A 13,549-nucleotide genomic window follows, 5' to 3' on the forward strand; every position below is an offset into this window, starting at 1 on the left:
AAATGAAGAAGACAATTTCAATTTTCGCAGCTTTATTAATTACCGCATTTACTTTTGCACAAAAGAAAGAATTAAAAACGGCTGAGAAAGAGTTAAAAAAAGGAAATACTGTAGAAGCGAAAGCCGCATTGACAAGTGTAGAATCCTTGATTGAAAGTGCTGACGCAAAATACAAAGCGCAGTACTATTTCCTAAAAGGAAAAACGTATTATGAGTTAGCTAAAAAAGGAATGGATACAGAAAATTCTTTTAAAACAGCAAGTGATAACTTTAAAAAATTACTTGAGTTCGAAAAAGGACAAAAGAAATTTAAGTATACAAAGGAAACAAAGCCTTTAATGCAGCAAATGGTCGGTAAGTTGGTAGATAATGCTATCAAAGCGCAGAAAGCAGAAGATTATAAAAAAGCAGCTGATATCTTATACATGACGTATAAAATGGATTCTTCAAACAAAGATTACTTATACTTTGCAGCTTCAAATTCAATTACTGGAAGAAATTACGATGATGCATTAAAGTATTATGAAGAATTGAAAGATTTGAATTATACAGGTGTGAAAACTGAGTATTTTGCAATTAATGTTGAAGATGGAAAAAAAGAAGCTTTTCCAGAAAAAACAGTAAGAGATTTTTCTGTACGAGGTGGAACACATAAAACACCAACAGAAAACAAAACTAAATCTAGATACCCAGAAATCATTAAAAACATTTCTTGGATATACTCAAACCATGTTGGAGATACTGATAAAGCATTGGTAGCTATTGATGAAGCAATTGAAGCAAATCCAGATGATTCATCTTTATTACTATCAAAAGGTAAAATCTACTACGATCAAGGTAAAAAAGATAAGTTCAAAGAAATCATGCAAGAAATCATTACTAAAAACCCTAATGATGCTGATTCACATTACAACATTGGAGTAATTAGTGCTGAGAACGGAGAAGTAGAAGAAGCTAGAAAAGCATATATCAGAGTACTAGAAATTGATCCTGCATATACAAATGCTGGAATCAACTTATCTAAAACATATATTGATGACGCTGCTGATGTGGTAGATAAAATGAATCAACTAGGAAACTCTAGTGCTGATAACAAAAAGTTTGACGAGTTACAAGCAAAGCAAACTGAACTTTATAAAAAGTCGTTAGTTGTATTAGAAGGACTTTCTAAAAATGTTCCTGATAATGTTCAAATCTTAAAGCAGTTAAAAGGTTTATATTCTTTCTTAGGAGAAGATGATAAAATGAAAGCTGTAAAAGCTAAATTAACTGAGCTAGGACAATAGTTTTAGACTACAGATACACAAAATAAAAAACCTCGTTAAGTAATTAACGAGGTTTTTTTATGTCTAAATGTGAATATTTTTTATTTAGATAATCTTCTTAATAACACGTAGTCTGTGTGTATGACGGTTAGTTTCTACATTGAAAATTCCTGAATGATCAATACGATCAACACGAACTTTTCCGTGTGCATGAATGATATAATTATCTTCCATAATGATTCCAACATGAATAATATTTCCTTCTTCATTATCGAAAAAAGCTAAATCACCTGGTTCACTTTCTTCAATGAAACTCAATGCTTCACCTTGAGTTGCTTGTTGTGAAGCATCACGTAATAGTTTGTAACCATTCAATTTATAGACCATTTGTGTAAACCCAGAACAATCAATTCCGAAAGGTGTTTTTCCGCCCCATAAATAAGGTGCGCCTAAATACATATATGAAGTTTTGACAATATTTTCTTTTAAAAGAATTCCGCTTACGGTGTCTCCATCATATTGATGTGAGAATAGCGACAAAGGATTTAAAACTGAACCAATAGGAATCGGCATCAACTGTGTGTCATCTGTAATAAATTCGACCAAATCAGAAGAAAGAAGTAACTCTTCTTTGTCCTTCTCTTTATAAATTTCCTCAGAAACTTCTAAATACTGTTTATTATCAATCCAACCTTCATACTTATCAAATGCAATTCGAATACGACTCCATTTTTTGCGTTTTTCCAACACTTTAAAATGTTCGCCATACAAAATTTGTGATACAAGTTCACTCATATCACTTGGTTCGGCACGAAGCGGAACAATACTCAAATTGCAAATTCCGTATTGCATGTATTAGATTCGGATGATTTTTAGGTTGAAAATATTAAGCTCTTTCTAATACCAAAGCAGAAGCTCCACCGCCACCATTACAGATAGCTGCAGCTCCTAATTTTGCATTATTTTGTTCTAAAACATTTAATAAAGTAATCAAAATACGAACTCCTGAGCAACCTAATGGATGTCCTAAAGAAACTGCTCCACCATTTACATTTACGTTTTCGTCAGATAAACCTAAGATTTTCATATTTGCCAATCCAACGACTGAAAAAGCTTCATTAAATTCAAAGTATTCAATATCTTCTATGCTTACATTTGCTTTTGCTAATGCTTTTGGAAGTGCTTTTGCTGGTGCAGTTGTAAACCATTTTGGTTCGTGTGCAGCATCTGCATATCCTTTTATGGTTGCTAAAGGTGTTAAGCCTAATTCAGCAGCTTTCTCAGCACTCATTAATACCATTGCTCCAGCACCATCATTAATAGTAGAAGCATTGGCAGCAGTAACTGTTCCGTCTTTTGTAAATGCAGCACGTAAAGCAGGAATTTTTTCCATCTTTACATTCTTAAACTCTTCATCTTCATTTACGATAACAGGTTCTCCACGTCGTTGTGGAACTTCTACTGGGACAACTTCATTAGCAAACTTTCCTTCTGCCCAAGCTTTCGCTGAACGTTCGTATGATTGAATTGCAAAAGCATCTTGATCTTCTCTTGAAAAACTATACTCAGTTGCACAGGCATCTGCACAAACTCCCATAGCTACATTGTCATATACATCTACTAAACCATCTTTCTGCATTCCGTCTTCCATCTTAGCAGGACCGAACTTTGTTGCAGTTCTTGCATGGTAGTAATGTGGAATTAAACTCATATTCTCCATTCCTCCAGCAACAACAATATCAGCGTCACCTAAAGCAATTGCTTGCGCACCTTGCATTACAGCTTTCATTCCTGATGCACATACTTTATTTACGGTAGAGCATGGGACAGTATCTGGAATTCCAGCAAAAATTGCGGCTTGTCTAGCAGGAGCTTGTCCTGTTCCAGCTTGCACAACATTTCCCATAATCACTTCTTGTACATGTTCTGGAGCCAAATTTATTTGTGCTAATGCACCTTTTATGGCAGTTGCTCCTAACTTTGGAGCTGGTATAGTGGATAAAGCGCCTAAAAAACTTCCTATTGGAGTTCTCGCAGCTGCTACAATAACAACTTCTTTACTCATGATTTTTGCTTAAAGTTTAATTGCTGCGAATTTAATTATTTTTTAGAAGATATCCGTATAAATTATCAATTTAAGCGATATTAAGACATGCTTAATTTTATTACTTTTGAATATTACCATATATTCGTTTCATGAAGCAGCTCATCAACAAGTTATACAAGAACCAATCACTTGTCTATAAAATCTTTTTATATGTCTTGACAACTTTTTTGGTTGTGTACCTTTTTCCTAAAGGCGGAAAGTTTCAATATGAGTTTCAAAAAGGAAAACCTTGGCAGTATGAAACCTTAATTGCACCTTTTGATTTTCCTATCACAAAAACAGCTGATGAAATAGAAGCTGAGAAAGCAGCAATAAATACAAATGCAAAAGCGTATTATGACTATGATGTAAACATAGCACAGCGTGTTAAAAGTGATTTTAATGAAGAATTTGATGAACTTTTTGCCAGTGATAGTATTGTAGAATCGCAAGCATTCTCAATCTTAAAAACCAAAACAACTAGGCTATTGTCTAACTTTTACAGAAATGGTGTTATAGCTGCAACTGATGATTCTAAAACAGACAAACTAGTTGTGTTGATGCAAGACAACGTAGGACGAAATGTTAGTTACAATAAATTTGTCAAACTAAACAATCTTCAAAATTATATCAACGATTTTGTAGCACGTGAGTTCCTAGAAAACTATGAAACACAGCTATATAGTTTATTTTTTGATGTTATAGAACCAAATGTATCTATTAATACAGAAATTACAAACAATGCGCTTGCGCAAGAATTAAGCAAAATAGCTCCAACACGTGGAAACATTCAAGAAGGTATTCGGATTATTGCCAAAGGAGAAGTTGTTGAAGGAGACAAGCTAGCACAATTAAATTCACTCAAAAAGGAGTATGAATCGCAAATTTGGAATGAATCAAATTACAACTGGATCGTCTTTGGGTACACAATTTTAGTAGCATTAGCTTTATTGATGCTGTTATTATTCATTCGTAAATATCGTCCAGATATCTATGAAAATAATAACAAAGTCACGTTCATTTTTATGAACATTGTGTTTATGATTGTCCTGACGACTTTGGTGGTAAAATACAATGCAAATTATGTATATGTAGTTCCGTTGTGTATTCTTCCGTTAATCTTAAAAGCATTCTTTGATGCTCGATTGGGATTATTTGCACATGTATTGACGGTTTTGTTACTAGGTTTTATTGTGCCAAACAGTTCAGAATACATCTTTTTACAGATCATAGCTGGAATAGTTACCATTTTAACGGTTTCTGAGTTGTATAAGCGTGCGAATCTCTTTATTTCTGTCGGACAGATCACATTAATCTATATAGTGGCTTATTTCGCATTTTACATTACACATGAAGGTGGAATAAAATTCACAGAAGTATTTAGTAAAAATGAATTAGGGAATGTGCATGTCACTTGGATTTACTTTATGCAATTTATGCTATGTGGATTGGCAACATTATTTGTGCAACCGCTAATTTATATTTATGAAAAGATTTTTGGACTGGTGTCAGATGTGTCGCTGTTAGAATTGTCAGATACAAATTCCAAACTTTTGAAACGACTTGCTAACGAAGCACCAGGAACGTTTCATCATTCACTTCAAGTGGCAAATCTGGCGGAAGCCGCAGCAAGTGAGATAGGAGCAAACACAATGTTGGTTAGAGTAGGAGCGTTGTATCACGATATTGGAAAAATGAATAATCCGACATTCTTTATAGAAAATCAGGCAACTTCCGTAAATCCGCATGATGAATTAGCACCAGATGAAAGTGCTGCAATGATTATTGATCATGTATTAGACGGAATTGAAATTGCAAAAAGTAATAAACTACCAGATCGTATCATTGATTTTATACGAACACATCATGGAACGTCAACAGTGTATTATTTCTATCAAAAGGCAAAAGAATTAGATGAGGAAGTTTCTATTGAGAAATTTCAATATCCTGGACCGATTCCATTTTCTAAAGAGACAGCAATATTAATGATGGCAGATTCTGTAGAAGCAGCTTCAAAAAGTTTAAAAGAGCCAACATCACAAAAAATTGATCAATTTGTAGAACGCATCATAGATAAGCAAATGGACGAATTACAATTTATGAATGCAGATATTACATTGAAAGAAATTGTGACCATCAAAAAAGTGCTAAAAAAGAAGCTAAATAACATTTACCATTTACGAATTGAATACCCTGAATAAACGGTAGTTTATTGAAAATTAAATTATTGTGAAAAAAATAGCAAAAAAAGACTAAAAAAACTCATAAATAGTTGCGTCATACAAAATGAACTGTTACATTTGCAACCGCAATTTAAGGATTGCGTAAGTTCTTAAAAACAAAGAATATTGGAGAGGTGGCAGAGTGGTAATGCAGCAGCCTGCTAAGCTGTCATCCTTAGGGATGCCTGGGTTCGAATCCCAGTCTCTCCGCTTTTTTTGAATTATTGATAACTTTTCGGGGTGTAGCGTAGCCCGGTTATCGCGCCGCGTTTGGGACGCGGAGGTCGCAGGTTCGAATCCTGCCACCCCGACAAATATATTGAGAGTTACGGGCTCGTAGCTCAGCTGGATAGAGCACCTCCCTTCTAAGGAGGCGGTCATAGGTTCGAATCCTATCGGGCTCACAAGAGCGGACGAATTAACATTATTGTTTTTTTGTCCGCTTTTTTGTTTTCTTAAACTTTTGAAAATAAATGTATTAATTCAAATATTGAATTTGTTATAGTGGTTCGAACTAGTGCTAAACTAATCTTTTCAATCAAACTTGCACAGGAATAGAAACTTGCATTTTCGCTTTTTTAGCTTGTATCTTTCCTTTTTTCATAATTAAGTAGACGTAAAAAAAACAAATACAAATGATTTTGTTCTAGGTTTGGTTCATAGGCTTCTAAAATACCTATATCTTCTTTGGAAAGTGAATTAAAATTAATTCTCATATAATTTTAGAAAAATAGAGATATACATAACAATTTAGATGAGGAAAGCCGTAAAGTTAGTAAGTTGAATAAGCTTATTTTAAGTGAAAATTTAATTAAAACTTTAAAATCATGGCTAAAAAATCAAGTGGCTTAAAAAATGCGCCAAGTAGTACAGGTAATAAATCAGGTAAAGGACGTTCAAATAATGTGCCAAGAACACCATCAAAAGCAGGTGGTGGAAAGAAAAAATAGAAAAACATTAGTTGTTGTACATATGTTGTACAGAAATGAAAAAAGCTAAGATTCAGAATCTTAGCTTTTCTAATGTTTATAGTAGTAGCGAGAACGAGAATTGAACTCGTGACCTCCGGGTTATGAATCCGACGCTCTAACCAACTGAGCTACCTCGCCGTGTTTGCGGGTGCAAATATATAAACAATTTTTTTTTGAGCAAATAATACTCAATTTTTATTTTTTTTATTGTTTTCTTTTAAACTAAACAATTAATGTATATATTGTCAACAACATAATTATAAATTAAAGTATGTCAGATAGAGTTAAATACGAAATTGAGTTCCCTATACAATCTTCGCCACAGCTTTTGTTCCAATATTTATCTACACCTTCAGGATTATCTGAATGGTATGCAGATAATGTAAATTCTAGAGGAGAGGTTTTTACCTTCATTTGGGATGATAGTGAAGAAACAGCAAAGTTATTGGGGAAGAAAAATAACGAACGTATCCGATTTCAGTGGGAAGAAGATGAAGATACATCAGATTATTTTGAAATGAAGATTGTTGTCGATGAGATTACAAAAGATGTTTCACTAATTGTTACAGATTTTGCAGATGATGATGAAGTGGAAGAAGGTAAGATGTTGTGGGAAAATCAAATTGGAAGTCTAAAACAAGTTTTAGGTTCTAGCTAAAAAAACCATTTTTAAAAACTATATTTGCCTTGATAATATCAAGGCTTTTTTTATGGTAAATTTTAACGGAAATTTGAGCAAAGAAACAACAGTAATCAATGTTGAAAATAGAGGCTTAAAGTATGGAGATTCGCTTTTTGAAACCTTACGAGTTGTAGCAAATAAAATTCTTTTTTGGGAAGATCACTATTTCAGACTCATGGAATCTATGCGAATTTTACGAATGGAAATTCCAATGAACTTTACAATGGAATTTCTAGAAGAAGAAGTTCTTAAAACACTAAAGGCAAACGAACTTACCAATGCACGTGTACGTTGTACAATTTTCAGAGGAAATGAAGGATTGTACTTGCCTAACTCAAATGAAATCGAATATATTATTTCTGCTAATGAACTAAATTCACCTTTTTACTTACTTTCGGAAGTAGCATATGAAGTAGATTTATACAAAGATTTTTATATCAACAAAGGTTTACTTTCTACACTTAAAACAAATAATAAGATTATAAACGTTTTAGGAAGCGTTTACGCGAAAGAAAATGATTTAGACAACTGTTTATTAGTAAACGAAGATAAAAGTGTTGTGGAAGCCTTAAATGGAAATATTTTCTTGGTAAAAGGAAACGTTATCAAAACACCACCAATAACTGATGGTTGCCTAAAAGGAATTTTGAGAATGCAACTAATTGAAATTCTTGAAAAATTGCCTGATTACCAATTAAAAGAGGAAAGTATTTCTCCATTTGAAATTCAAAAAGCAGATGAGTTCTTTGTTACAAACGTGATTAAAGGAATTGTTCCGATTACTAAATATAGAAAAAAGCAATTTACAAATGTGATTGCTAAAGATCTACTTGCAAAATTGAATATGAGAATTCGATTAGGTTAAAATTTTCTATTCTCTACATAAAATGTCATATCGAGCGAGTCGAGATGATGCTTTTCGAACAAAAAAGTGAAAAGAGCTGAGCTTTAGTTGTGACTTGGATCTTCAGGTGCATTTGACCAAATCAAGTATTCACCACCAAATTCCATCATTTTTTTACGCCAAATTGATTTGCATGATTTTGAAATAATCTCTTTTTTGAGTTCATTTTTAACAATAACCCATGAATTTGAGTTTAATTCATCACTTAATTGATTGGCATGCCAGCCAGAATATCCTAAAAAGAACTTAATATCATCTTCATTCAACTTATCTTCTTCTAAGAGTTTTGCAATCGATGAAAAATCGCCGCCCCAATAAATACCAAGCGATATTTCTATACTATTCGGAACTAAGTGCGGTATTTTATGTATAAAGTATAAATTATCTTGTTCTACAGGTCCGCCATTATACACTTTAAACGTAGTTTTTAGGTTGGCAAACTGAGGAATCAAGTCAGATAGGCTTACGTTGAGTGGTTTATTTAAAATAAAACCAATCGATCCTTCCTTTGTGTGATCGGCAAGTAATACTACTGATCTGTTGAAAGATACGTCTCCAATAATAGATGGTTCAGCAACTAAAAGATGTCCTTTATTGGGTTTTAAGGCTACCATTTATGAAATTTTAGGTTACTTAAATCTATTAAAAAAAAATGAAATAATCAAATTTGCTAGCCTTAACGAAAATATAAAGCATTAAAAAAGCGCTCAATTGAGCGCTTTTTATCTGTTGTATTTAGTAAAGTATACTAGTTGTTTACAGCATTTCCTAAATCAGAACCAGCTTTAAACTTAACTACTTTCTTAGCAGCAATTTTAATAGTAGCTCCTGTTTGAGGATTTCTTCCGTCTCTAGCAGCTCTTTCTGAAACTGACCAAGATCCAAATCCTACTAAAGATACTCTTCCGCCTTTTTGTAAAGCTCCTTCTACATTTCCTAAAAATGATTCTAATGACTTCTTTGCTGCCGCTTTAGAAATTCCTGCATCAGCAGCCATTGCGTCAATTAATTCTGTTTTGTTCATAATTGTTGAATTATTAATTGTTGGTTAAACATTATTTTTTAAAAGCAGTACAAATTTATACGGATTTCCTTCTCATGCAAGTAATAGCGCGGGAAAAGCGCTATTTTGTTAATAACTTAACGCGATTGTTAATAAAGGTAGTGGTTTTTTATAGGTTTTCTCTGATATCAGTAGATATAAGGGTTACGAGACTTTTGCGTCTTTTTCAAATTTGAAACCATTCAATAAGGCAGAAATTTCCATTTTACGTTTCCCTGGAAGTTGTATTACCTTTAAAAGTATGTAGCCATCTTTTACAGCTACTTTAATTTCTTTTTTAGAAGATATGATGCTTCCTGCTTCATATGAATGGGATTCTATCACTTTTGCTACTTCGTATATTTTAATAGCATAAGTTTCATCTCCATTATGTAATGTTGTCCAAGAAGCTGGATACGGACTTAAACCACGAATCTTATTATATATATTGTCTATAGAAGTTGTCCAGTCAATCTCACAGGTTTCTTTATGAATTTTATATGCCGTTTTAATATCGTCATTTTGTGGTTGAATTGTCGTTGAAACTTCGTCCTTTTCTATTTGTTGAACAGTCTTTACAACTAATCCACTTCCAATGCTCATTAATTTGTCATGTAATGAACCTGCATTTTCATCTGGATCAATAGCTAATTCTTCTTGAAAAATCATCGCGCCAGTATCAATCTTCTCATCAATAAAGAAAGTTGTAACACCAGTTTTTGTTTCACCATTAATAACAGCCCAGTTTATTGGAGCTGCTCCTCTATAATCAGGAAGTAACGAAGCGTGTAGATTAAACGTTCCATATTCGGGCATTTGCCAAACAACTTTAGGTAACATACGAAAAGCCACCACAATTTGTAAATTCGCGTTTAACGCACGTAATTCTTCAACAAAAGATTCTCTTTTCAAATTAGTTGGTTGCAATACATTCAAGTTATGTTCCAATGCAAATTTCTTTACGGCAGATTGATTTAGCTTTCGTCCGCGTCCTGCTGGTCGGTCTGGAGCCGTTAGTACACCAACAACATTGTATTTAGCTTCTAATAATGCTTTTAATGTTGCAACTGCAAAATCGGGTGTGCCCATAAAAACGATTCTAAGATCTCTCATATATTATATGGTATAAGTATTTGTTTCTGTTAATTTAATTTTTTCTGCTTCCAAAAGTAATTGAATAATTGTTACAATTAGGTTTTCACGATATGGTAAAACTTCACAAATTTCAGTAGAAGTCATCGGATTAGCTTTCAATACTTTTAAAATATCATCATGAATCAGCATTTGTAATTCTCTATCGGGCGTTTTTGTTTTTTTCGTTTTACACACAGAACAAATTCCGCATGGCTTTTTTGAATCTTCACCAAAATAGGAGAGAAGCTGACTGTTTTTACAGATTTCAGTATTCTGAACATATGCAATAACAGCTTGTACACGATTCTTTTTTAATTCATTTTGATGAATGACATCTTTTGCGATTGGACTGATGGTTTTATCATCTTCACGTGCAACTAAAAACGTGATTTCTGCATCGGTTTGTAATTCTTCCAACACTAAAACTTCATCTTTTGCCAATTGTTGAATTGTATCGTTGATTTTTTCTTTAGGTAAGCCTAATTTCTGTGCTAAGAATTTAGTATTGATTTTTATCTTTTGTTCAAAAACGCCACCATATGTTCGTAAAATAGCTTGCGTAATTAAACTCAAATGTGGATGACTATCCAAATACTTCATCAAATTATATTGATCAAGTGTAAATTTAATGATCGTTTTTTGATGAAAATGTTGTGATAATTGTAAAACACTATGTCTGTCTAATAATTGTAAAGCGGCAAATGTTTTTTGTGTTGGAAATTGATACGCTTTGCAGAATTCATAAAATGGAAGCGCATGTTTGGTATTATAACCTTCTCCATAAGCAACCTGAAAGAAGCTACAAAGTTTCCTGAAAACAAGTTTCAAGAAATTAACATCTGGTAAATTATGAATGAATTGTTGTTGTAATTGTTTACTATCGTTTTTATCTGTGAGAATAATGGCGTTTGCATATTCACCATTTCTTCCGGCGCGTCCAGCTTCTTGGTAATAATTTTCTAAACTATCAGGCAATTGAATGTGAATCACATTTTTGACATCAGGTTTGTCAATTCCCATACCAAATGCATTTGTTGCTACTATGGTTTGAACTTTTCCATTCAACCATTTTTGTAATGCAACTTTTTTTTCTTCTGACGAAAGTCCGCCATGAAAATACAAACTCGTAAATCCTTTGCGTTGCAAGGCTTCATGAATCATTACAGTACTTTTACGATTTCGAACATATACAATACATGATTGTGGATATTTGCGTAATGTTTTTTGAATAGTAAGTACTTTATTTTCAGTTTCTAAAACGGTATACGCTAAATTTTCACGTGTAAATGATTGCTGAAAACGTTGTACATCTTTTAAGTGTAAATTTTCTTCAATGTCTTGAACGACTTTTGGTGTGGCTGTTGCCGTGAGTGCAATACATGGAATTGTTGGAAGCAATTCACGGAGTGTATTAATGTGTCTATATGCTGGGCGAAAATCATTTCCCCATTGTGAAATACAATGCGATTCATCAACAGCAATTAAATTTACGGGCATTTGCTTAATGCGTTCCTGAATGATTTCTTGTTGTAAACGTTCAGGAGAAAGGTATAGAAATTTGTAATCGCCATAGACACAATTATCGAGCAATGTACCAATTTCGTCATTTCTTAATCCGCCTGTGAGCGCAATCGCTTTAATTCCATTTGCTTTTAAATTGGCAACTTGATCTTGAATTAAGGCAACTAAAGGAGAAATTACAATACAAATTCCATCCATTGCCAATGCAGGAATTTGAAAACAAACCGATTTTCCACCACCAGTTGGTAATAAAGCTAATGTATCTTTTTTTTCAATGACCGATTGTATGATTTCGGCTTGCAATGGACGAAATGAAGTATGTCCCCAATATTTTTGTAAAATTGCAAGCGGTTTGGTCATTAGTGGTTTTTAAGTGTATTTAGGATGAATAAAACACGTTCTGAAATAGTTCCAAAAGGAACATTAATTAAATTGTAATTGTAGTTTTCATAAGCAGCTGTCAAATACTTTTGAATCTTTTCTGCTTGCTCAAAACTTTCGTAACGTTCGTTGTCTTGCTCATAGATTTCTTTCCAAGGTGCGAGCATAAAAGCAACATCATAAGTATGATTTTTGCATGCATCACGAAACATATCAGGATATTCGTCACCAGTATAATCCATATAGGCAGCTACATCAGGAATTCCTCTGTCATAAAAAGCGTAGTCAATATCAAGATTTTTAGCGTCTTTAAATTGTTGAATTCTGCCTTCTAACAATAATTCACTAAACAATAATGGTTGCGTTAAAAACAATTGTTCAATGCCTTTTTTTTGAGCGGCTGCCGTAACCTGTCTTGAAATTTCATGAAAACAAGTATGTCCTTGTTGTTCTAATTCGGTAATCAAAGTTGATTTTCCAGTTCCTGGTCCACCAATGATGAGTATTCTTTTTGTGTTCAATCTGAATAATTTATGGTGTAAAATTACGGAAAATGTGAGGAATATGAAATAGTAAAATTATAGTTAATTGATTGTTACTGATTGTAAGTTGTTTTTTTACATAGAACAAGATTCAATATTTAATAAGTAAACGAATTAATTTCTAATCAAATCAGCTTCTTAGTAATTCTATCTGTTTTATAGAAACAGGTAGTTTCTACTTATAGAAAAATAAGGAACTATTGCACATTTGTATTGTAATCAAAAGCAAATTAGTTAGATAATTGATAACATTCTGTTTTTGGTTTTACAGGCGAAATCCGAAAAGCCAATTTTAAAGAGAGTAGGAAAGTATAAGATTAATATTATGAACAATTTTGTTATAGCAACAAACTTAGATGGCCGTGTGGAAGCTTTTTATATTGATGAAGCAAATATGGTGGCACATACATGGCAAGTAGAAGCAGGAAACAAGTTAGTATGGTCAGAAGCAAGTGCGCTTTTCGGAACAGCAGAAGGCTCAAATGGACCTTTAAAAGATGCTGTTAGAGTAGCCGCAACAACTAATGGTGAAGGTCAAATTCAAGTAGTTGCTGTTACAAAAGCGGAAGAGTATTTTATATGCTATCAAGTTGATGGAATATGGAATGGTTGGTTTAAAGTTGAACAACAATAAGAATACAATAGGATTTAGTTTATTTTAAAAACAGATTGCATATAATACTTAGGTGTTTTTGTAATCTGTTTTTTTGGTTTCCTATTTTAAAACTTTATAATGCAATAAAAAACAACCCTAACGAAAAGTAATAGATTCCCGTAGTAGAATTTTTTGTGAGTTGTG

13 protein-coding genes and 4 tRNA genes are annotated in these 13,549 nt (G+C 33.0%); 9 read left to right on the forward strand and 8 right to left on the reverse strand.

The features are described from left to right. The first annotated feature begins 2 nt into the window (after positions 1–2). Complete coding sequence (locus ACUUYC_RS14830) at positions 3–1,286, forward strand: tetratricopeptide repeat protein (RefSeq protein WP_474266992.1); 1,284 nt, start codon at positions 3–5, stop codon at positions 1,284–1,286. 84 nt (positions 1,287–1,370) lie between these two features. On the opposite strand, the gene ACUUYC_RS14835 is transcribed toward ACUUYC_RS14830, so the two are convergent. Together ACUUYC_RS14835 and ACUUYC_RS14840 are read right to left on the reverse strand one after the other, a co-directional pair. Further along, positions 1,371–2,117 carry a C40 family peptidase gene (locus ACUUYC_RS14835; protein ID WP_474266994.1) on the reverse strand — a complete coding sequence of 249 codons (747 nt, stop codon included), beginning with the start codon at positions 2,115–2,117 and terminating at the stop codon, positions 1,371–1,373. A 34-nt stretch (positions 2,118–2,151) separates the two neighbouring features. Continuing rightward, positions 2,152–3,330 carry an acetyl-CoA C-acyltransferase gene (locus ACUUYC_RS14840; RefSeq protein WP_474266996.1) on the reverse strand — a complete coding sequence of 393 codons (1,179 nt, stop codon included), beginning with the start codon at positions 3,328–3,330 and terminating at the stop codon, positions 2,152–2,154. Positions 3,331–3,461: 131 nt separating this feature from the next. Here ACUUYC_RS14840 and ACUUYC_RS14845 point away from each other — a divergent pair, with 131 nt between their 5' ends. From ACUUYC_RS14845 to ACUUYC_RS14865, 5 genes are all read left to right on the forward strand, one after another. Further along, a complete protein-coding gene (locus ACUUYC_RS14845) occupies positions 3,462–5,552 on the forward strand; it encodes an HD family phosphohydrolase (protein WP_474266998.1) in 2,091 nt (696 codons plus the stop codon). Positions 5,553–5,701: 149 nt separating this feature from the next. Then, a tRNA-Ser gene (locus tag ACUUYC_RS14850) sits at positions 5,702–5,783 on the forward strand. Between the two features lie 26 nt (positions 5,784–5,809). Continuing rightward, positions 5,810–5,884, forward strand: a tRNA-Pro gene (locus tag ACUUYC_RS14855). A gap of 19 nt (positions 5,885–5,903) precedes the next feature. Further along, a tRNA-Arg gene (locus ACUUYC_RS14860) sits at positions 5,904–5,977 on the forward strand. Positions 5,978–6,400: 423 nt separating this feature from the next. Further along, positions 6,401–6,523, forward strand: a complete 123-nt coding sequence (locus ACUUYC_RS14865) for a hypothetical protein (protein ID WP_474267000.1) — start codon at positions 6,401–6,403, stop codon at positions 6,521–6,523. Between the two features lie 85 nt (positions 6,524–6,608). On the opposite strand, the gene ACUUYC_RS14870 is transcribed toward ACUUYC_RS14865, so the two are convergent. Beyond that, positions 6,609–6,682 (reverse strand) — tRNA-Met (locus ACUUYC_RS14870). A 133-nt stretch (positions 6,683–6,815) separates the two neighbouring features. On the opposite strand from ACUUYC_RS14870, the gene ACUUYC_RS14875 reads away from it, so the two are divergent. After that, positions 6,816–7,202, forward strand: coding sequence for an START-like domain-containing protein (locus tag ACUUYC_RS14875; RefSeq protein WP_474267002.1), 387 nt, complete (start codon positions 6,816–6,818; stop codon positions 7,200–7,202). A 52-nt stretch (positions 7,203–7,254) separates the two neighbouring features. Beyond that, positions 7,255–8,091 (forward strand): aminotransferase class IV, encoded by an 837-nt coding sequence (locus ACUUYC_RS14880; protein ID WP_474267004.1) that lies wholly within the window; start codon positions 7,255–7,257, stop codon positions 8,089–8,091. Between the two features lie 83 nt (positions 8,092–8,174). Here the strand turns inward: ACUUYC_RS14880 and ACUUYC_RS14885 are convergent, their stop codons facing one another. From ACUUYC_RS14885 to ACUUYC_RS14905, 5 genes are all read right to left on the reverse strand, one after another. Continuing rightward, complete coding sequence (locus ACUUYC_RS14885; protein WP_474267006.1) at positions 8,175–8,744, reverse strand: YqgE/AlgH family protein; 570 nt, start codon at positions 8,742–8,744, stop codon at positions 8,175–8,177. Positions 8,745–8,878: 134 nt separating this feature from the next. Then, the gene (locus ACUUYC_RS14890; RefSeq protein ID WP_474267008.1) at positions 8,879–9,154 is read right to left on the reverse strand and encodes an HU family DNA-binding protein; all 276 of its coding nucleotides are present in this window, start codon (positions 9,152–9,154) and stop codon (positions 8,879–8,881) included. Between the two features lie 183 nt (positions 9,155–9,337). Further along, positions 9,338–10,285 (reverse strand): methionyl-tRNA formyltransferase, encoded by a 948-nt coding sequence (gene fmt, locus ACUUYC_RS14895; protein ID WP_474267010.1) that lies wholly within the window; start codon positions 10,283–10,285, stop codon positions 9,338–9,340. Between the two features lie 3 nt (positions 10,286–10,288). Further along, on the reverse strand, positions 10,289–12,187 hold the full coding sequence (locus ACUUYC_RS14900) for a RecQ family ATP-dependent DNA helicase (RefSeq protein ID WP_474267013.1): 1,899 nt from the start codon (positions 12,185–12,187) through the stop codon (positions 10,289–10,291). Next, the gene (locus ACUUYC_RS14905; RefSeq protein ID WP_474267015.1) at positions 12,187–12,729 is read right to left on the reverse strand and encodes an AAA family ATPase; all 543 of its coding nucleotides are present in this window, start codon (positions 12,727–12,729) and stop codon (positions 12,187–12,189) included. The genes ACUUYC_RS14900 and ACUUYC_RS14905 overlap by 1 nt, the downstream gene beginning before the upstream one ends. Positions 12,730–13,075: 346 nt before the next feature. Between ACUUYC_RS14905 and ACUUYC_RS14910 the strand changes: the two genes are divergently transcribed. Next, positions 13,076–13,384, forward strand: a complete 309-nt coding sequence (locus ACUUYC_RS14910) for a hypothetical protein (RefSeq protein WP_474267017.1) — start codon at positions 13,076–13,078, stop codon at positions 13,382–13,384. Positions 13,385–13,549: the final 165 nt, after the last annotated feature.

The organism is Kordia sp. E (assembly GCF_056033805.1).

What these genes read in the sequence shown, in the direction of transcription:
- ACUUYC_RS14835 (WP_474266994.1), bottom strand. Translation starts at nt 2,117, where the DNA reads ATGCAATACGGAATTTGCAATTTGAGTATTGTTCCGCTTCGTGCCGAA.
- ACUUYC_RS14885 (WP_474267006.1), bottom strand. Translation starts at nt 8,744, where the DNA reads ATGGTAGCCTTAAAACCCAATAAAGGACATCTTTTAGTTGCTGAACCA.
- ACUUYC_RS14890 (WP_474267008.1), bottom strand. Translation starts at nt 9,154, where the DNA reads ATGAACAAAACAGAATTAATTGACGCAATGGCTGCTGATGCAGGAATT.
- ACUUYC_RS14875 (WP_474267002.1), top strand. Translation starts at nt 6,816, where the DNA reads ATGTCAGATAGAGTTAAATACGAAATTGAGTTCCCTATACAATCTTCG.
- ACUUYC_RS14840 (WP_474266996.1), bottom strand. Translation starts at nt 3,330, where the DNA reads ATGAGTAAAGAAGTTGTTATTGTAGCAGCTGCGAGAACTCCAATAGGA.
- ACUUYC_RS14880 (WP_474267004.1), top strand. Translation starts at nt 7,255, where the DNA reads ATGGTAAATTTTAACGGAAATTTGAGCAAAGAAACAACAGTAATCAAT.
- ACUUYC_RS14910 (WP_474267017.1), top strand. Translation starts at nt 13,076, where the DNA reads ATGAACAATTTTGTTATAGCAACAAACTTAGATGGCCGTGTGGAAGCT.
- ACUUYC_RS14830 (WP_474266992.1), top strand. Translation starts at nt 3, where the DNA reads ATGAAGAAGACAATTTCAATTTTCGCAGCTTTATTAATTACCGCATTT.
- fmt (WP_474267010.1), bottom strand. Translation starts at nt 10,285, where the DNA reads ATGAGAGATCTTAGAATCGTTTTTATGGGCACACCCGATTTTGCAGTT.
- ACUUYC_RS14865 (WP_474267000.1), top strand. Translation starts at nt 6,401, where the DNA reads ATGGCTAAAAAATCAAGTGGCTTAAAAAATGCGCCAAGTAGTACAGGT.
- ACUUYC_RS14900 (WP_474267013.1), bottom strand. Translation starts at nt 12,187, where the DNA reads ATGACCAAACCGCTTGCAATTTTACAAAAATATTGGGGACATACTTCA.
- ACUUYC_RS14845 (WP_474266998.1), top strand. Translation starts at nt 3,462, where the DNA reads ATGAAGCAGCTCATCAACAAGTTATACAAGAACCAATCACTTGTCTAT.